We start from the raw sequence: 21,774 nt of genomic DNA on the forward strand, positions 1-21,774 counted from the left end.
AGAGAGGGACGCCGGAGGTCAACACCATGGAAACAGCCGCGGAAACAGCCGCAATCATCGTCGCCGCAGGGCGCGGCACCCGCGCCGGTGGCGGGCTGCCCAAGCAGTGGCGCGACATAGCGGCGCGCCCGGTTGCGCGCTGGACGCTCGAGGCCTTTGCCGCGCGCTGCCCGATTGTGCTCGTGGTGCACCCCGATGACCGCGCGCGGGCCGAGTCGGTCTGCGAAGGCCTGCCGGTCACATTGGTGAGCGGCGCTGCAGACCGCGCGGGCTCTGTGCGCGCCGGGCTCGAGGCGCTGGCCGCCGCCCCGCCGCGCAAGGTGCTGATCCATGATGTCGCCCGCCCCTGCGTCTCGCCGCAGATCATCGACGCCGTGCTGGCCGCGCTCGACAGCGCGCCGGGCGCCGCGCCCGCGCTGCCGGTCACCGATGCGCTCTGGACCGGCGCGGGCGGCGAAGTCACCGGCACGCAGGACCGCAGCGGCCTTTTCCGCGCGCAGACCCCGCAGGGCTTTCACTATGCCGCCATCCGCGCCGCCCATGCGGCGCATCCCGGCGGTGCCGCCGATGACGTCGAGGTGGCGCGCGCCGCCGGGCTGGCGGTCCGCATCGTTCCCGGCGAAGAGCGCAACCTCAAGATCACCGGCCCCGAGGATTTCGCCCGGGCCGAAACCTATCTGCTGTCCGCCACGGACAGCGCCAACGACCCCCTCAAGCAGGAGACCGCCATGGATATCCGCCTCGGCAATGGCTACGACGTGCACCGTTTCGGCGAGGGAGACCACGTGGTGCTCTGCGGTGTGAAAGTGCCACATGGGCGCGGCCTGCAGGGTCATTCCGACGCCGACGTCGGCATGCATGCGGTCACCGATGCGCTTTACGGCGCGCTCGCCGAGGGCGACATCGGGCGCCACTTCCCGCCCAGCGATCCGCAGTGGAAAGGCGCCGCGTCAGAGATTTTCCTGCGCCATGCGGTCGATCTGGCGCGCGCCAAGGGCTACACAATCTCCAACATCGACCTGACGCTGATCTGCGAGCGCCCCAAGATCGGCCCCCATGCCGCCGCCATGACGGCCGAGATGGGCCGGATCATGGAGCTTTCGCAGGACCGCGTCTCGGTCAAGGCGACCACCTCCGAACGGCTGGGCTTCACCGGCCGCGAGGAAGGCATCGCCGCCATTGCAACCGCTACGCTGGTGAAGCCATGAGACTGATCGCAACCTTCTTCTACACCGGGCTGCTGCGCCCCGCGCCGGGCACTTGGGGCTCGCTTGCCGCCCTGCCCGCCGCCTATCTGCTGCTGGTGCTGGGCGGCTTCTGGCTGCTGCTCGCCGCCACCGTGCTGGCCTTCGTGCTGGGCTATATCGCCACGCAAAAGCTGACCGCAGGCGGCGGGGATGAGGATCCGTCGTGGATCGTCATCGACGAGGTGGTCGGCCAGTGGATCGCGCTCTATCCCGTCGCCTATGGCGCGATGATGATGGGCGCGGAGTTCTGGCGGCTCTGGCCGGGCTGGGTCTCGGCGTTTTTCCTGTTCCGCCTGTTCGACATCTGGAAGCCCTCGCTGGTGGGCTGGGCCGATCGTCGCGGCGACGCCATGGGCGTTATGCTCGACGATGTGATCGCCGGGATCTTCGCCGCCATCGTCACCATCATCCTCGCCGGCATCGCGCACGGCTTTTTGATGTGAGGCCTGCCATGAACGAAGACCTGTCCAAAGACATCCTCGCCCACGCCATGGCCGCCGGCCAGCGCGTCACCGCCGCCGAAAGCTGCACCGGCGGCATGGTCGCTGCGGCGATCACCGATATCGCGGGCTCGTCGAACATCTTCGACCGGGGATTCGTGACCTATTCCAACGCCGCAAAGCAGGACATGCTGGGCGTTCAGGCGGCCACGCTCGAGGCGCATGGGGCCGTCTCCGAAGAGGTTGCTGCCGAAATGGCGAAAGGCGCGCGCAGCGCCGCAGGTGCCGATTGGGCGGTGGCGATCTCGGGCATCGCGGGCCCCGGCGGGTCCGAGCATAAGCCCGAGGGCCGCGTCTGCTTTGGCCTTGCCAGCGCGGGCGGTGTCAGCACCGAGACGGTGGAGTTCGGCGCGCTTGGCCGCGCGGGCGTGCGCGCAGCTGCCACGCGCCACGCGCTGCAACTGCTGCTGGACGCCCTGCCCTGAAACGCGCACGCCCTGATCGCCGAGCGGCTCAGCCGTAAAGCTCTGCCGCCCGCCGCTCGAAGGCACGCACGATGCGCTGCATCGCCTCGTAGAAGAACATCCCGGCGGCGCTCTGCAGCAACCGGTTCTTGAACTCGAAATCCACGAAGAAATGCACGTCGACGCCGCCCTCGGGCGCGTCCTCGAAATGCCATTTCGAGATCATGTGCTTGAACGGACCATCGAGATACTCGGTGTCGATCTTCTTGTCCTCGGGCCAGAGCGTTACACGGCTGCCAAAGCGTTCACGGAACACTTTGAAGCTGATCACCAGATCGGCCAGCATCACCTCATGATCACCCATATCGTCGCGCGAACGGATCCGCGCCGCTGCCGTCCAAGGCAGAAACTTCGGATAGTTCGCGACATCCGCCACGAGGTCATACATCTGCTGCGCCGTGTACGGCAGGCGCTTCGTCTCGGAGTGGGTCGGCATGTCGCCCCTTTATCGCGTGACAATGTCCGCACATTTCCTATGCTGCGCGCGGATTTTCAAGGGGAGAACCATGGCAGAGAAGCCATATGTCGTAGACCAGATGATTTCGGCCAAGACCATCGCGGCGCGGATCGAAGATCTGGCACGCGAAATCGAAGCCGAATTTTCCGACACCGAAAAGCTGGTGGTCGTGGGCCTGCTGCGCGGCAGCTTCGTGTTCATCGCCGATCTGGTGCGCGAGCTTGATCTGGCTGTGGAAGTGGATTTCCTCGAAGCCTCCTCTTACGGCGACGGCATGGAATTGAGCCGCGAGGTGCGCATCCTCAAGGACCTGCGCTCGCCGATCGAGGGGCGTGACGTTCTGGTGGTCGAGGATATCGTCGACACCGGCTTTACGCTCAGCCATGTGATCCAGCTGATGCAAAGCCGCAAGCCGCGCAAGCTGCGCACCATCGCGCTGCTCGACAAGCCCGCACGGCGCGAGGTGCAGCTGACCGCCGATTGGATCGGATTTGAGATTCCTGACGAGTTTATCGTGGGTTACGGCATCGACTTCGCGCAAAGGAATAGGAACCTTCCGTTCATCGGTAAGGTGCGTTTCCCCGAAGACGGCGACGCGGATACAAGCGGCGCATGAACCAGATGTGGCTCTTGCGGATGGCGCGCTGGCTGCGCCATCCACCCTCGCCGAAACGGGTGAAGCTGGTGCTTGCCGTGCTCGCCGCCTGTCTTGCGCTTTACGCCGTGGAGCGGTGGATCGGCTGGCCCGACGCATTGACCGCCGAGCGGATGCGGGCGCCCTTGCGGGTCAGCCAGTAACAGCGCGCGATAAAGTTACCTAAGGTAAAGCACGCTACTGCAACGCACGAAGTTATCCTCATAACCTATTATCTATGCGCATTAAAATGCCCGCGCACCACACCCCCAAAAGGAAAGTCACTCCGCCCATCCCGCAGCCCCCGTCGATCTGACGAGGCTTGATCAGATCCGGCGCTCCGCTAGGCTTCCACCCGCAAGCGATTTTTTAAAAGCCCGCTTTCGGGAGAAAAGGGAGTCTCCAATGAAATTCACGATTGCCGCCCTCGCCGCGCTCGCCACTTTGGGCAGCGCCGCCGCCGCCACCGCGCAGGATCTGCCCGCGCCGGTCAAGGCACGTCAGGGCCAGTTCCGGATCATGGCGATCAACCTCGGCATCCTTGGCGACATGGCGCAGGGCAAGTCGGAATATGACGCCGATGCCGCGCAGAAGGCCGCCGACTCGCTGGTCGGCGTGTCGATGATCCATCAGGCACCGCTCTTCGCTGAGGGCACCTCGGAGATGGACATCGACGGCACCCGCGCCAAAGCGGAAATCTGGGACAGTTGGGACGATTTCGCCAGCAAGTGGAGCGGCTTCGGCGAGGCTGCCGCCAATATGCAGCAGGTCGCGGCGACAGGTCAGGAGGCGCTCGGCCCGGCGATGGGGCAACTCGGCGGCGCCTGTAAGGCGTGCCACGACACTTACCGCGCGCCCGAGTAAGCCATGCGACGCCTTCTGGGCTTTTTGGCTCTGGCAGTGCTGGTCGCCGCCGGAGCCCTCTGGCTGATCAGCGCCCCCGACATCCTGCCCGAGAGCGAATTTTCCGGTGACGCCGCCGGTGACCCCGCGCGCGGCGAGAGTATCTTCACCGCCGCGGGCTGCGCCTCGTGCCACCATGCGCCCGAGAGCGAGGACGAACTCGTTCTGGCGGGCGGCCAGCGTTTCGCGTCAGACTTCGGCACGTTCATCGCGCCGAACATCTCGCCCGACCCGGTGCAGGGCATCGGCGCGTGGTCGCTGCACGACTTTGCCAACGCGTTGCTGCGCGGCGTCTCGCCAGAGGGGCAGCATTATTACCCCGCCTTTCCCTATGGCGCCTACATCCGCATGCAGCCGCAGGACGTGGCGGACCTCTGGAGCTACATCCAATCCCTGCCCGCTGCGCAGGAGCCGAGCCAGCCGCATGAGGTGGGGTTTCCCTTCAACATCCGGCGCGGCCTTGGCCTGTGGAAGCAGCTTTACCTCGATCCTTCGTGGGTGATGGCCGATGCGGGGACCGAGGAGCTTGCGCGCGGGCGCTATCTGGTCGAGGCGCTGGCCCATTGCGGCGAATGCCACACGCCGCGCGACGGCTTTGGCGGGCTGCAGCGCGAGGCTTGGCTGACCGGCGCACCGAACCCCTCGGGCGAGGGCTCTATCCCCGCGCTGACGCCGGACAAGCTGAGCTGGGATGCCGCGGCCATCGCCTATTACCTCGAGACCGGCTTCACCCCCGATTACGACAGCGCTGGCGGCCATATGGTCGCGGTGGTGGAGAACTTCGCCAAGCTGCCCGCCGAAGACCGTGCGGCGGTGGCGGCCTATGTGAAGGCGCTGCCGGAGGGCGGCGCGATGGAGTGAGCTTTTGGCCCTCTTCTGCGGCGCGGCGCCCTGCGTGGGGCGCGGCGCCATGCGTATTTGGAAAGAGAAGAAGCGGGGGGCGGCGCGCTTTTTCTCCCCGGCGTCAGGCGGGGATGAAGCGGTAGCCGTCCTGCGTTTTCTCGGCGCGCCCCATGCCGCCCTGCGACAGGTGAAAGCCGATCAGCAGCATCTGCTCCTGCGCCAGCCGGTCCATGAGCGCACTGCGGGTCTGCGCGCCGCGCGCTGGATCCTGATCGGAATTGGCCTCCCAGCCGGGCCGCGCAAAGGCGACGTGATCATTGCCGATGGCATCGCCGATGACCATCGCCGCCTCGCTGCCCGATCTTAGCTCAAAGCTCATATGACCCGGCGTGTGGCCCGGCGTCAGCATGGCAGCCACGCCGGGCAGGATTTCCTCGCCGTCACCGAAGCGCTCGATACGGTCCTCGATCATTTCCATGCGGCGCCGGGCGCCGACGGCGAAGGCCTGCCGCGCGGTGCCGATGGTGCGCGCGGTCTCGGGGTCCCACCAATAGTCCCATTCCTTCTGCCCCATGAGGTAGCGCGCCTGCGGGAACACCAGATCGTCGAAATCGTCGAGCAGCCCCCAGAGGTGATCCGGATGGGCGTGGGTGAAGACGACGGCGGTCACCTCTTCCGGCGCCACACCCGCCGCGTCGAGACTGTCCAGCAGAAGGCCCGCGCTCTCCATGAAGGTGGACCCGGACCCGACGTCAAAAAGCACGGTCTGCGTCTCGTCCTGCCAGAGGGTGACATTGCATTCGGGCGTCACCCGCGCCGGATCGACCTGATGCGCCGCGAGGATCTGCGCCAGGTCCTCCTCGGGCATCCCGGCAAAAAGGAACGACCCCGGCAGCACGAGAGTGCCATCGCTCACCGTGGTCAGCCGGGCCGATCCTATGGCGGTTTCGGCGACGAGCCGGCGCGGCAGCAAAGGCGCGAGGCTGCCGGCGGCGGCGCCGCGCAGCAACTGTCTGCGCGACAGGGCGTTTGACAGCCTATGAGGCGACGAGATGGGGCGGGCTGGTGAGCGGAACATGTGATCTCCTCCAATTCACATATTCGCATTCTATGGTTCGACTGCCCGCGCGTGAAGAGAAGACTTTCATCGGGCCCAAAAGCACAGCGCCCGCAGCTTCTTCTCTTTAAAAATACGCATGTCGCAGCGCCTGCCACGGATCGCCGCGCCCGAGGGACAGCCCGCCCGCTCACTCAGCGGGTGCGAATCCGACGATGAGTTGCCGCAGCCCGAAGGCCGCCCCGACGAAGATCGACAGCAGCGCCACCGGCGCGCTGAAGGTGAGCAGGGAAAAGGCGCTGAGCCCCTGCCCGACGCTGCAGCCCGCCGCCAGAACCGCGCCCGGCCCCATCAGTGCCGCGCCAAGGATCTGCCGCCTGAGCTCGCGCGGGTCCTCGCAGGCCTCCCAGCGAAAGTGGCCCTTGCGCCACGAGCCGAGGAAAGCGCCGAGCAGCACTCCGGTGACCGAACCCACGGCAAAGCCCGGCGCCGCCGCCGAAGCGGTCATCAGCCACAGCAGGCTCTCGCCCAAGGGTCGGGCGAAGGAGTGGCTCTCGACGCGCAGCCCGCCAAAGCTTGCGGTGGCGGCCCATTGCGTGCCGAGCCAGCCGGAGGTGATCGCAAGGCCGACCAGCACGCCCCAGCCGATAAACCGCGGCGCGCGGGTCATGCCACCGCCGCTGAGCGCCGCGGCGATCACGGCGCCGCCGACCAGCCCCCCGGTCAGCAGCGGCGCGCCAGTCAGTTGGAACAGCGCCTGCGGGCCTTCGGGCGGATACTCGGGAAAGACCGCGACGCGCAGGAAGGCCAGCGGCCCGGAGATGGTGATATAGGCGGTGAGCCCCATCACCACGACGATGACCAGCGAGCGCAGATCGCCGCCGCCCAGCCGGGCCAGCGCGCCGTAGCCGCAGTTGCCCGAGAGCGCCATGCCGTAGCCGAAGACCAGCCCGCCGATCACCGTCGCGGGCAAGGACCATTGGCGTGACAGAAAGAAGGTTTGCGCAGGATCGATCCAGCCTGCCGCCAGCGCCACATGCGCGCAAAGGATGGCCGTGCCGATGGCCACGCCCCACATGCGCAGGCGCCGACTGTCCGAGGAATAGAGCGCGTCCTCGATCGCGCCGAGGGTGCAGAACCGCCCCAGCCGGGCCGCGAGCCCAAGGACGGTTCCCCCAAACAGGCCAGCTAGCGCCGCAATCGCAGCGCCATCACCAAAGTCGAACATGCCCTCCGCCGCTCCCTTCCGACCGGCGGCTGGCGCCCCCGGTCACTCCTCTCGACAGAACAGGTCGTATATGACCTCCATGATCTTCTTCGGCCGATCGTCCGTCAAGGAGTAGTAGATCGTCTTGCCCTCCCGGCGCGGCGTGACAAGCCCCTCGAGCCGCAGCCGCGACAGCTGCTGCGACACCGCCGACTGGCGGGCGGAGAGCAGGTCTTCGAGCTCTGTCACCGATTTCTCGCCCGAGGCCAGATGACACAGGATCATCATCCGCCCCCCGTGGCTCATCGCCTTGAGAAGGTTCGAGGCCGCTTCGGCCTTTTCCATGAACCGGTCCATTTCCGGCTCGCTCATGCCGTCCTCAAAAACCGGGAGGCGGGCTTCATTCGGCATCGGCGTCATCCGTCTATCGTCGGGGAGGATGGGAGGTCCTCTAGGAGGCGGCCCAGAAGGGCCCAGAAAAAGTCTTCGCCAGGATAGCCTTCGATTCGCCCAGTTTCCATCCCGTCGCGCAGCAAGACGAAGGTCGGGGTGAAGACCACCGGCCGTTTGAGCGCAACGTCATCCGGGATCGCGCGAAACTCGACGCGGGCCAGCGGCGCGATCCGAGCTTCCTGCGTTTTCGGGTAGATCGGGCCAATCTGCGCCTCCCACGCCTCGCAATAGGCGCATCCATCCTGCCACACCATCATCAGCAGCGTCTCGGCAGAGAGGCGCATTGGCAGCAGCAAAAGAGCGAGGATCACGAGAGAGCGCATCAAAACCTTTCCAGCATGATTGACGGGCAGCATATCACATACGTAACGTCATATGCGAATATGTACTTTGGGAGGGGTGCAGCCAAATGTTCGATGTCACATTTCTGGGCGCTTTTGTGGCCGGGCTGCTGTCTTTCCTGTCCCCCTGCATCCTGCCGATGGTGCCCTTCTACCTGTCCTATCTCGCCGGACAGGGCGTGCATGTGGTGGCAGAGACCGGACATGTGCCCGAGGGGCTGCGGCGGCGGGCGATCACCGGCGCGCTGTTCTTTGCGCTGGGGGTGATCACGGTTTTTGTCGGCCTTGGTGCCACGGCCACGCTCTTTGGGCAGTTGGTGCGCGAGTGGTTCGGCGTGCTGCGCTGGATCGCTGCGGGGATCATCATACTGATGGGGCTGCATTTTCTTGGCGTGCTGAAGATCGGCTTTCTCTACCGTCAGGTGCGGGCCGACGCGCAGAACGCCACCGGGCTCTTCGGAGCTTTCGTGATCGGCCTCGCCTTCGCCTTTGGCTGGACACCCTGCGTTGGCCCGGTGCTGGCGGCGATCCTGTTCACCGCCGCCGGGCAGGACACCGCTCAACACGGCGCTCTGCTGCTGCTCACCTATGGCGCCGGGATGACCCTGCCCTTCGTGCTGGCGGCGGCCTTCATCGGGCCGTTCCTGCGTTTCATGGCGCGGTTCCGGCGCCACCTTGGCCGCGTCGAAAAGGCGATGGGCCTGCTGCTGATCCTGTTCGGCGTGCTGATCGCCTCGGGCAGCCTCAACCTCATCGCCGCTTGGATGATCGAACATATTCCCTGGTTCACCAGCATCGGCTGAAAAGCCGCTGCCCCCGGGGCCCACATCGCTATATCGGAAGGAGGAGACCGATGAGACGACCACGATCCCTACCCGCGCTCATGACCGCCGCGCTGCTGGCCCGCGGGGGCGCCCTGCCCGGCCTCGCAGCCGAACTTGGCGACGACGGGCTGCATAAGGCGCCTTGGATGCATGACACCTTCAAGGATCTGTCCGACGATCTTGCCGAGGCCAATGCCGAAGGCAAGCGGCTGATGATTCTCGTCGAGCAGCGCGGCTGCATCTATTGCACCAAGATGCACGCCGAGGTGTTTCCGCAGCCCATGATCGAACGAATGCTGAGCGAGGAGTACTTCGTCATCCAGATCAACATGTTCGGCGACGTCGAAGTGACCGATTTCGACGGCACCACCCTGCCCGAGAAAGACATGGTGCGGCGCTGGAGCCTGCTTTTCACGCCGACGCTGATGTTCCTGCCCGAAGAGGTCGAGGGCACCCCGGCGAACGAAGCCGCGGTCGCCACGCTGCCCGGTGCCTTCTCTGCGGGGACCACGGGCGATCTGCTCACATGGGTGCTGGAGAAAGGTTATGACGGCGACGAGCCCTTCCAGAAATACCACGCCCGGATGATCGAAGAGCGGCGCCCGCAAACCTTTGACTAGACGCAGAATCCTAGTGCAACGCTTCGTCCAAGCACCTGATTTTGCTGCGCTGCGGCGGGTGCGAGTCAATTGACGCTTAATCACATCTTAAAATTCACGCCTATGAATTTGTTGTTGCGTATTGCGGCCCCGGTGCCGTAGCATTCAGAAATTGGAAGGGGAGGAGATATGAAAACCACGGTCGCACTCGCGTCCGTCATCGGGATAGTTGCATCTGCCGCACTGGCAGACCCCACGGCCCCCGCTGACGTGAGTTTCACAGACTACGGCGAGATTGAAAGCTCGCTGACCGGCACCCCCGGAGACCCGGCAAACGGGGCTGTGGTCATGACCACACGGTCGAAGGGCAATTGCGTCGCCTGCCACGAGATCACCGCGCTCAAGGACGCGCCGTTCCACGGCGAGGTCGGCCCGATGCTCGACGGTGTCGGCGGCTACCGCTCCGAGGCGGAGCTGCGCGGCATCGTGGCGAACGCCAAGAAGATGTTCGAGGGCACGGTTATGCCCGCATTCTACAAAAGCAGTGGCTTCATCCGGCCCGGCGACGGCTACACCGGCAAGGCTGCACAGGGTGACCTGCCCCCGATCCTGTCCGCACAGGAGATCGAGGACGTGGTGGCCTTCCTGATGACCCTGCAGGACAGCTGAGAGAGGAGACAGCATGCAGCTGACACGAAGAGACACTCTGGGCCTTGCCCTCGGCGCGCTGGCGCTGAGCGTTCTGCCCTACCGCGCCAACGCCTCGGTCGACGACATGATCGCCGAGTTCACCGGTGGCGCCGACATGGCCGACAGCGGCATCGATCTCACCGCGCCTGAAATCGCAGAGAACGGCAACACCGTGCCGATCAACGTCGATGCTCCCGGCGCGTCCGAGATCCTCGTGCTGGCGGCCGGCAACCCGACGCCCGCCGTCGCCACCTTCGCCTTCGGCCCGCTCGCGGCCTCGCGCATGGCCTCCACCCGCATCCGGCTTGCCGGCACGCAGGACGTGATCGCCATCGCGAAAATGGAGGATGGAAGCTTTGCCCGCGCCGCCAAGACCGTGAAGGTCACCATCGGCGGCTGCGGCGGATAAGGAGGAGCAAGAATTATGGCATCCGGAGTCAGACCCCGCGTCAAAGTGCCGAAGTCCGCAGCGGCGGGCGAGGCGATCACCATCAAGGTGCTGATCAGCCACCCGATGGAAAGCGGCCAGCGCAAGGACAGCGACGGCAACATCATCCCGCGCTCGATCATCAATCGCTTCACCTGCGATTTCAACGGCCAGAACGTCATCGACGTGACGATGGAACCGGCGATCTCGACCAACCCCTACTTCGAGTTCGAGGCCACCGTGCCCGAGGCTGGCGAGTTCACCTTCACATGGCTCGACGACGACGGCTCGACCTACACCGAGAGCAAGGCGATCGCCATCGAATGACCCGCATCGGGCGGCCCCGAGGAGGAGCCGGAGCCGCCCGACGCCGTGCCGTCCCCACGGGGACAGGCCAATTCCGTCCCCACGGGGACAGGCAAATTCCGTCCCTACGGGGACAGGCAAATTTCGTCCCTACAGGGACAGGCCAACTTGAGGGAGGAGACACGATGTTACGCAAGGTGACCGCGCTGACCGCGCTCGCCCTGCTGGCGGCACCGCTGGTGGTGCAGGCCGGCGGGCCCGATGACGACGAGCTTGTCATCAACGGCGAGATCGAGATGACCACCAAGGCCCCGGCGCCCGAGTTCATCTCGGACCGGATGGACGAGGTGATGTCGGGCTGGCACTTCCGCTCGGACGAGACACAGGCGCTCGAGATGGATGATTTCGACAATCCCGGCATGATCTTCGTCGACGACGCGCGCGAGCAATGGGCGATGGTCGAAGGCAGCGAAGGCAAGAGCTGCGCCTCCTGCCACGGCGAGCCCGAGGATATGGCTGGCGTCAAGGCGACCTATCCCAAGTGGAACGACGAGACCGAAGAGGTGCGCACGCTGCAGATGCAGGTCAACGGCTGCCGCACCGAGCGTATGGGCGCCGAGGCGTGGAAATACGACGCCAAGGACGCGATCAACATGGAGGCGCTGCTGTCCTCCGTCTCGCGCGGGATGCCGGTCAACGTGGCGACCGACGGCCCCGCCGAAAGCGCCTGGGAGCTTGGCAAAGAGCTCTACTACACCCGCACCGGCCAGCTGGAGCTGAGCTGCGCCAACTGCCACGAGCAGAACTACGGCAATTACATCCGCGCCGACCATCTCAGCCAGGGCCAGATCAACGCCTTCCCGGCGTACCGGCTGAAGAACGCGCAGCTCAACGGGGTGCATTCGCGCTTCAAGGGCTGTGTGCGCGACACCCGCGCGGAAACCTATGCCCCCGGCAGCCCCGAGTTCGTGGCTCTCGAGCTGTATGTCGCCTCGCGCGGCAATGGCCTGTCGGTCGAAGGCCCGTCGGTCCGCAACTGATCCCTGCCCCGCGCGACAGGCTCGCGCGGGGTTTCTCGCTTCTAACAAATTCACGCATTCGAATGCGTAAGAGGAAAGCCCGATGATCTCCAGACGCGACTTCCTTCAGGTCTCCATGGCTGCGGCGGCGGCCTATGGGGGCTCCGGCTTTGGCAACTGGGCCCGGCTCGCCGCGCAGCAGCAGCTGACGCAGGACGATCTTCTGGCCATGCCCGCCTTCGGGAATGTCTCGCTGATCCATATCACCGACATCCACGCCCAGCTGAAGCCGATCTACTTCCGCGAGCCGTCGGTGAATATCGGCGTCGGCCCGAACCGCGGCGAGGTGCCCCATCTCACCGGCGCCGACTTCCGCAAGATGTACGGGATCGCGGATGGCTCGCCATCGCATTACGCCCTCTCCTCGGGTGATTTCTCCGCGCTGGCCAAGGCCTATGGCCGCGTCGGCGGCATGGACCGGGTCGCCACCGTAGTGAAGCAGATCCGCTCGGAACGCCCCGATGCGCTGCTGCTGGATGGCGGCGACACATGGCACGGCAGCTACACCTGCTATCAGACCGCCGGGCAGGACTGCGTCAACGTGATGAACCTGCTCAAGCCCGACGCGATGACCTTCCACTGGGAGTTCACGCTCGGCTCGGAGCGGGTGCGCGAGATCGTCGAAGGGCTGCCCTTCGCCGCGCTTGGCCAGAATATCTTTGACGCCGAGTGGGACGAACCGGCGGAGCTGTTCCAGCCCTATAAGTTCTTCGAGCGCGGCGGCGTGAAGATCGCGGTCATCGGTCAGGCCTTCCCCTATATGCCGATCGCCAACCCCTCGTGGATGTTCCCCGAGTATTCCTTTGGCATCCGTGATGAGCGCATGCAGGAGATGGTCGACGAGGTGCGCGCAGACGGCGCCGAACTGGTGGTGGTGCTGAGCCACAATGGGTTCGACGTCGACAAGAAGATGGCCGAGAAAGTCACCGGCATCGACGTGCTGCTGTCGGGCCATACCCATGACGCGCTGCCCGAACCGGTGCTGGTGGGCGAGACCATCATCATCGCCTCGGGCTCCAACGGCAAATTCGTCTCCCGCGTCGATCTGGATGTGCGCGATGGGCGGATGATGGGATTCCGTCACAAGCTGATCCCGATCTTCTCGGATGTGATCGCTCCCGACCCCGAGATGACCGCGCTGATCGACGCCCAGCGCGCGCCCTATGCCGACAAGCTCTCGGAGGTGATCGGCCACACCGACACCACGCTCTACCGCCGCGGCAATTTCAACGGCACATGGGACGATCTGATCTGCGACGCGCTGCTCGCCCAGCGCGACGCGCAGATCGCCATGTCGCCCGGCGTGCGCTGGGGGCCGTCGCTGGTGGCGGGCGATCCGATCACCCGCGAAGACATCTGGAACGTCACCTCGATGACCTACCCCGAGGCCTACCGCTCGGAGATGACCGGCGCGTTTCTCAAGGTCATCCTCGAAGACGTGGCCGACAACATCTTCAACCCCGATCCCTATTACCAGCAAGGCGGCGACATGGTTCGCGTCGGCGGGCTTGGCTATCGCATCGACGTCACGGCCCCGGTCGGCGAGCGGGTCTCGGAGATGACGCTGCTGAAGACCGGCGAGGCGATCGACCCGGCGAAATCCTACGTCGTCGCGGGCTGGGCCAGCGTCAACGAAGGCACCGAGGGCCCGCCGATCTGGGACGTGGTGGAAAGCCATATCCGCAGCCTCGGGCGCGTCACGCTCGACGAGAACACCTCCGTCGACGTGGTGGGTGCCTGATGGCCGGTGCAAAAGACTTCAAGGAGGAGAGAATGAGCGAACCCAAAGCCTCGCGCCGCGCCTTCCTGCAGGGGGCCGCCACCGTGGCGGTCACCGCAGGCGCCGCCCGCGCCGCGGATGGCCCCGACCCGCTGATCACAGAGGTGCAACCCTGGGCGCAAGGCTTCGGCGATGGCGTTGATGCCACGCCCTACGGCATGCCGATCCGGTTCGAGGAAGACGTGGTGCGCCGCAACGTGCCATGGCTGACCGCCGATCCGATCAGCTCGATCAACTTCACGCCGATCCACGCGCTCGATGGCACGATCACTCCGCAGGGCTGCGCCTTCGAGCGTCACCACTCCGGCGCGATCGAACTGCGCAAGGAAGATTACCGGCTGATGATCAACGGTCTGGTCGATCAGCCGCTGGTGTTCACCTATGAGGATCTGGAACGCTTCCCGCGCGAGAACCACGTGTATTTCTGCGAATGCGCCGCGAACACCGGCATGGAATGGGCGGGCGCGCAGCTTAATGGCGCGCAATTCACCCATGGCATGATCCACAACATGGAATACACCGGCGTGCCGCTGCGCACCCTGCTGCAAGAAGCCGGACTTCCCGCCACGACGGACAAATGGGTCTATGTCGAGGGCGCCGATGCCTCCTCCAACGGCCGCTCGATCCCGATGGAGAAGGCGCTGGATGACGTGCTGGTCGCCTTCAAGGCCAATGGCGAGGCGCTGCGCAAGGAGCATGGCTATCCGGTGCGCCTTGTGGTGCCCGGCTGGGAAGGCAACATGTGGGTGAAATGGCTGCGCCGCATCGAGGTGATGGACGGTCCCGTGGAAAGCCGCGAGGAGACCTCGAAGTACACCGACACGCTGGCCGATGGCACCTCGCGCAAATGGACATGGGTGATGGACGCGAAATCGGTCATCACCTCGCCCAGCCCGCAGGCGCCGATCAAGCACGGTCATGGCCCCTTGGTGATCACCGGCCTTGCATGGTCCGGTCACGGCAAGATCACCCGCGTCGACGTCTCCACCGACGGCGGCAAGACCTGGCAGACCGCCCGCCTCGCCCGCGAGGGGGAGAACAAGGCGCTCACCCGCTTCTACCTCGACACCGAGTGGAGCGGCGAGGAGATGTTCCTGCAATCCCGCGCGATGGATGAGACGGGCTATGTGCAGCCCACCAAGACGCAGCTGCGCGACGTCCGGGGCGAGAACTCCGTCTACCACAACAATTGCATTCAGACTTGGTGGGTGAAGCCCACGGGGGAGGCCGAGAATGTCGAAGTCTCTTAAGCTTTACGGCAGCGTTTTTGGCGGGATCGCGGTCACCCTGACCTTTGCGATCAACATGGCCGACCGTTTCGTGGCCGACATGCCCGAAAGCCCGCGCCACACCATTCCGCTGGCCAAGGCACCCGAGCCCGCGCCTTCGGGCACGCTGGTCGCCGCCGCCCATGCGGATGAGGCCCCCAAGGAGGCCAAGCTCGGCATCGGGCGCCCGGCGCTGCCCGAGGAAGTTGCCGCATGGAACCTCGACGTCTCGCCCGATGGCGCCGGCCTGCCGCCCGGCAGCGGCTCGGTCGAGGATGGCGAGATGCTGTTCTCCGAAAATTGCGCCTCCTGCCACGGTGAGTTTGCCGAAGGCTCGGGCAACTGGCCCAAGCTGGCGGGCGGCGAGGACACACTCGCCAACAAGGACCCGGTGAAGACCGTGGGCAGCTACTGGCCCTATCTGTCGACCGTCTGGGACTATGTGCACCGCTCCATGCCCTTCGGCAACGCGCAGTCGCTGGCCCCTGATGAGGTCTATGCGATCACCGCCTACATCCTCTATTCGAACTACCTCGTCGAAGATGACTTCGTGCTCTCGAATGAGAACTTCTCGGAGGTGGTGCTGCCCAATACGGACGGCTTCATCATCGACGACCGTGCCGAGACGGAATACCCGCAGTGGCGGACCGAGCCTTGCATGTCGGACTGCAAGGAGAGCGTCGAAATCACCATGCAGGCCACGGTGCTCGACGTGACCCCCGATAAGGGCGCGGATGAAGAGGCGTCAGCCACCGGGAACGCCCCAAAGGAGGAAGCCGCCGAAGAGGTCCAGATGGCCGCCGCGGAGACCGCCGCCGAGCCAGAGCGCCCCGCCGCCGAGCCCGCGCCTGCCGCAGCCAGCCCCGATCCAAAGCTTGTCGCTGCGGGAGAGAAGGTCTTCCGCAAGTGCCAAGCCTGTCACGCGGTCGGAGAGGACGCCAAGAACAAGTCCGGCCCGGTGCTGAACGGCGTCATTGGTGCCACCGTCGGCCATATCGAGGACTTCCGCTATTCGAAGACCTTCGATGCGGCGCATGAGGCGGGCGACACATGGACCCATGATCGCCTGACCGAGTTTCTCACCAAGCCGCGCGACGCGATGAAAGGCACCAAGATGTCCTTCGCCGGGTTGCGCAAGCAAGAAGAGATCGACGCGGTCATCGCCTATCTGTCGACCTTCAGTCAGTGATCCATGATCGGCCCGCGCATGGCGTGGGCCGGTTTTCCCGGCTTCCATACCCCTCTTCCATGCTCCTGCGGCCAAGGTGATCGCCCAAGCGCAAGACATGGTAAGCTGGAGCAGCCCCCATTCCGCCGGGAGGAGCCGAGCAAGGCAGCGGGGCAAACCAAGGGAGGAAACCATGCTGAAAACTCTGGCCATACTTGCGGCGAGCGCCCTGCCCTTGCCCGCGCTGGCGCAGCAGATCGTCACCCATGAGTTCGACGGCAGCTTCGAGGACGCCACCTTCGCGCTCGAGAACGCCATCATCGGCGAGGGGCTGGTGGTCGATCACGTCAGCCATGTGGGCGAGATGCTGGCCCGCACCGCCGAGGACGTCGGTTCTGACGTCCAACTCTTCGACGGCGCCGACGTGTACCTGTTTTGTTCCGCAACCACCTCGCGCGAGGTGATGGAGGCGGACCCGGCCAATATCGCCTTCTGCCCCTACTCGATCTACGCCGCCGCGCGTGAGGGCGTCACCACCATCGGCTACCGCAGCTACGAGGCTGACAGCATGTCCCCGGTCAACGAGCTGCTCGAACGCATCGCCACGACCGCCACGGAGTTCTGATCATGTATGAGGCCCTGTTCCGCGAAGAGCTCACCCGGCTCAAGGAAGATGGCAACTACCGCCATTTCGCCGAGCTGGAACGTCACCGCGGCGATTTCCCCGCCGCCACTCACCACGGCGAAGGGCGCGAGGTCACGGTCTGGTGCTCGAACGATTATCTTGGCATGGGCCAGCACCCAAAGGTTCTGGCAGCGATGCATGGCGCGCTCGACGCCTCAGGCGCCGGTGCTGGCGGCACCCGCAATATCTCGGGCACCACGCATGAGCATGTGCTGCTCGAGGCGGAGCTCGCCGATCTGCACGGCAAGGACGCGGCGCTGCTCTTCACCTCGGGCTATGTGTCGAACTGGGCCGCGCTGGGAACGCTGGGGGCGCGCATTCCGGGGCTGGTGATCCTGTCGGATGCGCTCAACCACGCCTCGATGATCGAAGGCATCCGCCACTCCAAGGCGCAGCGGATCATCTGGAAGCACAATGACCTTGAAGACCTCGAGCGCCACCTCGCCGCGCTGCCCCTCGAGCAGCCCAAGCTGATCGCCTTCGAGAGCGTCTATTCCATGGATGGCGACATCGCCCCTATCGCCGCGATCTGCGACCTTGCCGAGCGCTACAACGCGATGACCTATCTCGACGAGGTGCATGCGGTCGGCCTTTATGGTCCGCGCGGCGGCGGCGTGGCCGAGCGCGAGGGGCTGATGGACCGCATCGACGTGATCCAGGGCACGCTCGGCAAGGCCTATGGCGTGATGGGCGGCTATATCGCCGCCTCCGCCGCCACCTGCGATTTCATCCGCAGCTTTGCCTCGGGGTTCATCTTCACCACCGCGCTGCCGCCCGCCGTGGCCACAGGCGCCCGCGCCGCCGTGGCGCATCTCAAGACCTCGACCGCCGAGCGCAAGGCGCAGCGCGCCGCCGTGGCGCAGGTTCGCGCCGCGCTTGACCGGATCGGCATTCCGCATCTGCAGAACCCCAGCCACATCATCCCGGTGATGGTCGGCTGCCCGCAGAAATGCCGCTACATCTCGGACCGGCTGCTGCAGGAGCATGGCATCTACATCCAGCCGATCAACTATCCCACCGTGCCGCGCGGCACCGAGCGGCTGCGCATCACCCCCTCGCCGGTGCATGACGCGGCGCAGATCGCCCATCTCACCGAGGCGCTGGAGGCGCTCTGGACCGAATGCCAGCTGGCCCGCCGGCCCATGGCGGCGCAATAGATCGGCGCGATTTTCGCACTCCGGCGTCCCGCGCCCCCTTAACACGGGGGCGCGGATCGCCTATCTGCCCCGCATGAGCAAAACTCTTCATATCGTGGGCGGCGGCATGGCCGGGTCCGAGGCCGCCTGGCAGGCGGCGCGGCTGGGTGTCGACGTGGTCATTCACGAGATGCGGCCGAAGGTGGAAACCTTCGCCCATCGCACCGGCAATCTGGCCGAGATGGTCTGTTCCAACTCCTTCCGCTCGGATGACGACGAGCAGAACGCCGTCGGCCTTCTGCATTGGGAGATGCGGCAGGCGGGCTCGCTGATCATGCAAAGCGCCGATGAGCATCGGCTGCCTGCTGGCGGCGCGCTGGCGGTGGACCGCGACCCGTTCTCCGAGACGGTGACCGCAAAGCTGCGCGCCCTGCCCAACGTCTCGGTCAGCGACGAAGAGATCACCGAACTGCCCGATGACGGCCATTGGATCTTTGCCACCGGCCCGCTGACCTCTGGCGCGCTCGGCAAGGCGCTGCAGGCCGAGACCGGCAGCGAGGCGCTGGCCTTCTTCGACGCCATCGCCCCCATCGTCTATTTCGACACGATCGACATGGACACGGCGTGGCTGCAGAGCCGCTACGACAAGGGCGAGACCGAAGAAGAGCAAAAGGCCTATATCAACTGCCCGATGACCAAGGAGCAGTATGAGGGCTTCATCGACGCGCTGCTGGCCGCCGAAAAGACAGAGTTCCACGAGGGCGAGACCGCCGGCTACTTCGACGGCTGCCTGCCGATCGAGGTCATGGCCGAGCGCGGGCGCGAGACGCTGCGCCACGGGCCGATGAAGCCGGTCGGCCTGACCAATCCCCATAATCCCGAGGAAAAAGCCTACGCCGTGGTGCAGCTGCGCCGCGACAATGCGCTTGGCACGCTCTACAACATCGTCGGCTTCCAGACGAAGATGAAATACGGCGCGCAGACCGAGGTGTTCCGCCGCATTCCGGGGCTGCAGAACGCCAGCTTCGCGCGTCTTGGGGGCATCCACCGCAACACCTTCCTCAACTCGCCGACGCTGCTCGACGCGCAGATGCGCTTCAAGAGCCGTCCGAACCTGCGTTTCGCCGGGCAGATCACCGGCGTCGAAGGCTATGTGGAAAGCGCCTCGATGGGGCTCGTCGCGGGCCGCATGGCCGCCGCCGAGATCCTCGGCCAGCCGGTCGCCGATGTGCCGCAGGACAGCGCCCATGGCGCGCTGATCCACCACATCACCGGCGGCGCCGAGGCCAAGACCTTCCAGCCGATGAACGTGAACTTCGGCCTGTTCCGCCCGCTCGAAGGGCTGCGCGGCGGTCGCCGTGGCCGCAAGGACCGCTACAAGGCCTATACCGACCGCGCCAAGGGCGTCTGGCAGGACTGGCTCGCCGCGCAGGAGGTGCCCGCATGAACTATGTGCTCGCCCTGCTGCTGCCGCCGCTGTCGATCCTGCTGACCGGGCGTCCGATCCTGTCGATCGTGGTCTTTCTGGTCTGGGTGCCGGCGATCATCTTCTCGGGCGGGTTGACGCATCCGATGTTCATCCTGCTGGCATGGGTGCTGATCTATCAGTCCGGCGAGGAACGCCGCACCCGCCGCATCGAAAAGGCCTATCGCCGCGAGGATTGATGTGCGCACGCGCTTTGCCCCCTCGCCCACCGGCCCGCTGCATCTCGGCCACGCCTATTCGGCGCTGCTGGCGGCGGGCATGGCGCGGGCGGCGGATGGCGCGTTTCTGTTGCGCATCGAAGACATCGACAGCACCCGCTCGCGCCCCCATTGGGAGGCGCAAATCCTTGAGGACTTGCAGTGGCTCGGCCTGACATGGGACGAACCGCCAATGCGCCAGTCGGACCGGCTGCCGGCCTATGAGGCGGCGCTCGATGATCTCTGGTCGCGCGAGCTGATCTACCCCTGCCATTGCAGCCGGCGCGACATTCAGGCCGCCGCCTCGGCGCCGCAGGAGGGCGCGGAGCCCGCCTATGGCCCCGACGGCCTCGTCTATCCCGGCACCTGCCGCGATCTGCTCGCGCCCGGCTACGGCGCCACGCCCCGCCCCCACGGCGAAGCGCTGCGGCTGAACATGCGCAAGGCGCTGGCGCAGATCGACGCGCCGCTTGAGTTCGAGGAAACCGGCGCCGGTCCCGCCGGAGAGACCGGCCCTATCGTCGTTGCGCCCGAGGCGCTGATCCACGGCATCGGCGATGTGGTTCTGTCCCGCCGCGACTTTCCCGGGTCCTACCATCTGTCGGTGGTGCTGGACGACGCGGCGCAGGGCATCACCCATGTGGTGCGCGGGCGCGATCTCTTCGAGGCAACCGCGATCCACGTGGTGCTGCAGCACCTGCTCGGGCTGGTGACACCGGTCTACCACCACCACGATCTGATCCGCGACGCGCAGGGCAAACGGCTGGCGAAGCGCGATGACGCGCGCGCCATCGCCACCTACCGCGACAGCGGCGCAACGCCCGAGGAGATCAGGCGGATGGTGGGGCTGGAACGCTGAGCGGCTCCGCTGGCGAGCATCACGGGGCTTTCAGGGGCTCCGCAGCTCTGGGCTTTCAGGGCCTCCGCAGCATTGGCGTTTCAGGGGCTCCGCCCCTCGGCGCTGCGCGCCTCACCCCGGCGTATTTGGAAAGAGAAGAAGGACCCGGGTCTTTCATCTTTCCACAAATACTCAAGGCGGCGCGTCTCAGCCCTCGCTCACCGGGGTCATGATTTCTACTTCCTCGCCGCCGCGCAGCGCGGTGTAAAAGCAGCTGCGGCGGTTGGTGTGGCAGGCGGGGCCGGTCTGATCGACCACGGCGAGCAGGCAGTCGCGGTCGCAATCCACGCGCAGTTCGACCAGCTGTTGAACGTGGCCCGAGCTTTCGCCCTTCACCCAGAAGCTCTGCCGCGAGCGCGACCAGTAGGTGACGCGGCCGGTCTCCAGCGTGCGCGCCACCGCGTCGGCGTTCATCCAAGCCATCATCAGCACCTCGCCGGTGCCCTCTTGCTGCGCGATGCAGGGGATCAGACCGTTTGCGTCATAGACCAAAGTCGCAGGATCGAAGCTCATGGTGAAATTCCTTTTTGCAGCCGCCGGGCGCGCACCCTATCTATGGGGGGCGAGCCGAAAGGGAAACCCATGTCCGCAGACACTTCCGCAGAAACCGACCTGATCAAGCTATACTCCACGCGTATCCTTGCGCTGGCGGCGGATATCCCGCGGACCGAGCGGCTGCCGCATCCCGACGCCACGGTGAAGAAGCGCTCGCCGCTCTGCGGCTCGACGGTGACGGTGGATCTTTCGCTGCAGGACGGCAAGGTCAGCGACTACGGGCAGGACGTGAAGGCCTGCGCCTTGGGTCAGGCGGCGGCCTCGGTGGTGGGCGAGGCGATCATCGGCTGCACGCCGGATGCTCTGGCCACGGCGCGCGACGCGCTGCGCGCCATGCTCAAGGAAGACGGCCCCACCCCGCCCGCGCCCTTTGATGGGCTGGAGGTGCTGCGCCCGGCCAGCGCCTACAAGAACCGCCATGCCTCGATCATGCTGGCGCTCGACGCCGCGACCGAGGCCGCCAATGAGGTGGCGGCGAAGCAGCGCGCGTGATCGTCGCGCGCTGAGACCTTCCCTTTCCCGCGCCTTCCTTTCCCCGATCCAGATAAAAAAACCGCCGCTCTCCCTGGG

At 65.8% G+C, this 21,774-nt stretch carries 28 protein-coding genes; 22 read left to right on the forward strand and 6 right to left on the reverse strand.

The annotated features are described in order from the left end of the window. Positions 1 to 26 precede the first annotated feature (26 nt). The 3 genes from ACXAD2_RS19345 to ACXAD2_RS19355 are packed head-to-tail and all read left to right on the forward strand — an operon-like array spanning position 27 to position 2,172. Positions 27 to 1,208, forward strand: a complete 1,182-nt coding sequence (locus ACXAD2_RS19345; protein WP_475173199.1) for a bifunctional 2-C-methyl-D-erythritol 4-phosphate cytidylyltransferase/2-C-methyl-D-erythritol 2,4-cyclodiphosphate synthase — start codon at positions 27 to 29, stop codon at positions 1,206 to 1,208. Next, positions 1,205 to 1,690, forward strand: a complete 486-nt coding sequence (locus tag ACXAD2_RS19350) for a phosphatidylglycerophosphatase A family protein (protein ID WP_475173206.1) — start codon at positions 1,205 to 1,207, stop codon at positions 1,688 to 1,690. Before ACXAD2_RS19345 ends, ACXAD2_RS19350 begins: the two co-directional genes overlap by 4 nt. 8 nt (positions 1,691 to 1,698) lie before the next feature. Further along, positions 1,699 to 2,172: a CinA family protein gene (locus ACXAD2_RS19355; protein ID WP_475173210.1), complete on the forward strand. Its 474-nt coding sequence runs from the start codon at positions 1,699 to 1,701 to the stop codon at positions 2,170 to 2,172. Positions 2,173 to 2,200: 28 nt separating this feature from the next. On the opposite strand, the gene ACXAD2_RS19360 is transcribed toward ACXAD2_RS19355, so the two are convergent. Then, the gene (locus tag ACXAD2_RS19360; protein ID WP_475173215.1) at positions 2,201 to 2,647 is read right to left on the reverse strand and encodes a type II toxin-antitoxin system RatA family toxin; all 447 of its coding nucleotides are present in this window, start codon (positions 2,645 to 2,647) and stop codon (positions 2,201 to 2,203) included. A 70-nt stretch (positions 2,648 to 2,717) separates the two neighbouring features. Here ACXAD2_RS19360 and hpt point away from each other — a divergent pair, with 70 nt between their 5' ends. From hpt to ACXAD2_RS19380, 4 genes are all read left to right on the forward strand, one after another. Further along, the gene (gene hpt / locus ACXAD2_RS19365; protein WP_475173220.1) at positions 2,718 to 3,284 is read left to right on the forward strand and encodes a hypoxanthine phosphoribosyltransferase; all 567 of its coding nucleotides are present in this window, start codon (positions 2,718 to 2,720) and stop codon (positions 3,282 to 3,284) included. Continuing rightward, positions 3,281 to 3,466 carry a hypothetical protein gene (locus tag ACXAD2_RS19370; RefSeq protein WP_475173223.1) on the forward strand — a complete coding sequence of 62 codons (186 nt, stop codon included), beginning with the start codon at positions 3,281 to 3,283 and terminating at the stop codon, positions 3,464 to 3,466. Before hpt ends, ACXAD2_RS19370 begins: the two co-directional genes overlap by 4 nt. Positions 3,467 to 3,707: 241 nt before the next feature. Then, on the forward strand, positions 3,708 to 4,166 hold the full coding sequence (locus ACXAD2_RS19375; protein WP_475173228.1) for a c-type cytochrome: 459 nt from the start codon (positions 3,708 to 3,710) through the stop codon (positions 4,164 to 4,166). A gap of 3 nt (positions 4,167 to 4,169) precedes the next feature. Next, the gene (locus ACXAD2_RS19380; RefSeq protein WP_475173232.1) at positions 4,170 to 5,066 is read left to right on the forward strand and encodes a c-type cytochrome; all 897 of its coding nucleotides are present in this window, start codon (positions 4,170 to 4,172) and stop codon (positions 5,064 to 5,066) included. Between the two features lie 103 nt (positions 5,067 to 5,169). Here ACXAD2_RS19380 and ACXAD2_RS19385 read toward each other — a convergent pair whose 3' ends face one another. From ACXAD2_RS19385 to ACXAD2_RS19400, 4 genes are all read right to left on the reverse strand, one after another. Beyond that, entirely contained in the window at positions 5,170 to 6,126 is a 957-nt protein-coding gene (locus ACXAD2_RS19385; RefSeq protein ID WP_475173235.1) for an MBL fold metallo-hydrolase, read from the reverse strand. A 169-nt stretch (positions 6,127 to 6,295) separates the two neighbouring features. Next, positions 6,296 to 7,333, reverse strand: a complete 1,038-nt coding sequence (locus ACXAD2_RS19390) for a YeeE/YedE family protein (protein WP_475173237.1) — start codon at positions 7,331 to 7,333, stop codon at positions 6,296 to 6,298. A gap of 42 nt (positions 7,334 to 7,375) precedes the next feature. Further along, positions 7,376 to 7,684, reverse strand: a complete 309-nt coding sequence (locus tag ACXAD2_RS19395) for an ArsR/SmtB family transcription factor (protein WP_475173242.1) — start codon at positions 7,682 to 7,684, stop codon at positions 7,376 to 7,378. 44 nt (positions 7,685 to 7,728) lie between these two features. Continuing rightward, on the reverse strand, positions 7,729 to 8,121 hold the full coding sequence (locus ACXAD2_RS19400) for a thioredoxin domain-containing protein (protein WP_475173249.1): 393 nt from the start codon (positions 8,119 to 8,121) through the stop codon (positions 7,729 to 7,731). 53 nt (positions 8,122 to 8,174) lie between these two features. Here ACXAD2_RS19400 and ACXAD2_RS19405 point away from each other — a divergent pair, with 53 nt between their 5' ends. From ACXAD2_RS19405 to gluQRS, 14 genes are all read left to right on the forward strand, one after another. After that, the gene (locus tag ACXAD2_RS19405; RefSeq protein WP_475173254.1) at positions 8,175 to 8,909 is read left to right on the forward strand and encodes a cytochrome c biogenesis CcdA family protein; all 735 of its coding nucleotides are present in this window, start codon (positions 8,175 to 8,177) and stop codon (positions 8,907 to 8,909) included. A gap of 50 nt (positions 8,910 to 8,959) precedes the next feature. Then, a complete protein-coding gene (locus ACXAD2_RS19410; protein ID WP_475173259.1) occupies positions 8,960 to 9,550 on the forward strand; it encodes a thioredoxin family protein in 591 nt (196 codons plus the stop codon). Positions 9,551 to 9,718: 168 nt separating this feature from the next. Beyond that, on the forward strand, positions 9,719 to 10,198 hold the full coding sequence (soxX, locus tag ACXAD2_RS19415; RefSeq protein ID WP_475173263.1) for a sulfur oxidation c-type cytochrome SoxX: 480 nt from the start codon (positions 9,719 to 9,721) through the stop codon (positions 10,196 to 10,198). Between the two features lie 13 nt (positions 10,199 to 10,211). Further along, entirely contained in the window at positions 10,212 to 10,628 is a 417-nt protein-coding gene (gene soxY, locus ACXAD2_RS19420; protein WP_475173271.1) for a thiosulfate oxidation carrier protein SoxY, read from the forward strand. A gap of 15 nt (positions 10,629 to 10,643) precedes the next feature. Beyond that, the gene (gene soxZ, locus ACXAD2_RS19425; protein WP_475173278.1) at positions 10,644 to 10,973 is read left to right on the forward strand and encodes a thiosulfate oxidation carrier complex protein SoxZ; all 330 of its coding nucleotides are present in this window, start codon (positions 10,644 to 10,646) and stop codon (positions 10,971 to 10,973) included. A 164-nt stretch (positions 10,974 to 11,137) separates the two neighbouring features. Continuing rightward, positions 11,138 to 11,992 carry a sulfur oxidation c-type cytochrome SoxA gene (gene soxA, locus ACXAD2_RS19430; protein WP_475173286.1) on the forward strand — a complete coding sequence of 285 codons (855 nt, stop codon included), beginning with the start codon at positions 11,138 to 11,140 and terminating at the stop codon, positions 11,990 to 11,992. A gap of 82 nt (positions 11,993 to 12,074) precedes the next feature. Then, positions 12,075 to 13,772 carry a thiosulfohydrolase SoxB gene (gene soxB / locus ACXAD2_RS19435; protein WP_475173291.1) on the forward strand — a complete coding sequence of 566 codons (1,698 nt, stop codon included), beginning with the start codon at positions 12,075 to 12,077 and terminating at the stop codon, positions 13,770 to 13,772. 32 nt (positions 13,773 to 13,804) lie between these two features. After that, positions 13,805 to 15,061, forward strand: coding sequence for a sulfite dehydrogenase (gene soxC, locus ACXAD2_RS19440; RefSeq protein ID WP_475173295.1), 1,257 nt, complete (start codon positions 13,805 to 13,807; stop codon positions 15,059 to 15,061). Beyond that, a complete protein-coding gene (locus tag ACXAD2_RS19445) occupies positions 15,045 to 16,268 on the forward strand; it encodes a c-type cytochrome (RefSeq protein ID WP_475173298.1) in 1,224 nt (407 codons plus the stop codon). Before soxC ends, ACXAD2_RS19445 begins: the two co-directional genes overlap by 17 nt. A gap of 172 nt (positions 16,269 to 16,440) precedes the next feature. Further along, on the forward strand, positions 16,441 to 16,872 hold the full coding sequence (locus ACXAD2_RS19450) for a DUF302 domain-containing protein (RefSeq protein WP_475173304.1): 432 nt from the start codon (positions 16,441 to 16,443) through the stop codon (positions 16,870 to 16,872). Positions 16,873 to 16,874: 2 nt separating this feature from the next. Beyond that, positions 16,875 to 18,089 carry a 5-aminolevulinate synthase gene (gene hemA / locus ACXAD2_RS19455; RefSeq protein WP_475173311.1) on the forward strand — a complete coding sequence of 405 codons (1,215 nt, stop codon included), beginning with the start codon at positions 16,875 to 16,877 and terminating at the stop codon, positions 18,087 to 18,089. A 73-nt stretch (positions 18,090 to 18,162) separates the two neighbouring features. Further along, positions 18,163 to 19,515 (forward strand): methylenetetrahydrofolate--tRNA-(uracil(54)-C(5))-methyltransferase (FADH(2)-oxidizing) TrmFO, encoded by a 1,353-nt coding sequence (gene trmFO / locus ACXAD2_RS19460; protein WP_066100456.1) that lies wholly within the window; start codon positions 18,163 to 18,165, stop codon positions 19,513 to 19,515. Continuing rightward, the gene (locus tag ACXAD2_RS19465) at positions 19,512 to 19,733 is read left to right on the forward strand and encodes a hypothetical protein (protein WP_066100458.1); all 222 of its coding nucleotides are present in this window, start codon (positions 19,512 to 19,514) and stop codon (positions 19,731 to 19,733) included. The genes trmFO and ACXAD2_RS19465 overlap by 4 nt, the downstream gene beginning before the upstream one ends. Before the next feature lies 1 nt (position 19,734). After that, entirely contained in the window at positions 19,735 to 20,610 is an 876-nt protein-coding gene (gene gluQRS / locus ACXAD2_RS19470) for a tRNA glutamyl-Q(34) synthetase GluQRS (RefSeq protein WP_475173320.1), read from the forward strand. Between the two features lie 186 nt (positions 20,611 to 20,796). Here the strand turns inward: gluQRS and hisI are convergent, their stop codons facing one another. Beyond that, complete coding sequence (gene hisI, locus ACXAD2_RS19475; protein ID WP_475173325.1) at positions 20,797 to 21,162, reverse strand: phosphoribosyl-AMP cyclohydrolase; 366 nt, start codon at positions 21,160 to 21,162, stop codon at positions 20,797 to 20,799. Positions 21,163 to 21,231: 69 nt separating this feature from the next. Between hisI and ACXAD2_RS19480 the strand changes: the two genes are divergently transcribed. Continuing rightward, positions 21,232 to 21,696: an iron-sulfur cluster assembly scaffold protein gene (locus tag ACXAD2_RS19480; protein ID WP_475173328.1), complete on the forward strand. Its 465-nt coding sequence runs from the start codon at positions 21,232 to 21,234 to the stop codon at positions 21,694 to 21,696. Positions 21,697 to 21,774 lie beyond the last annotated feature (78 nt).

The organism is Salipiger sp. ABN3_019, from assembly GCF_056158605.1.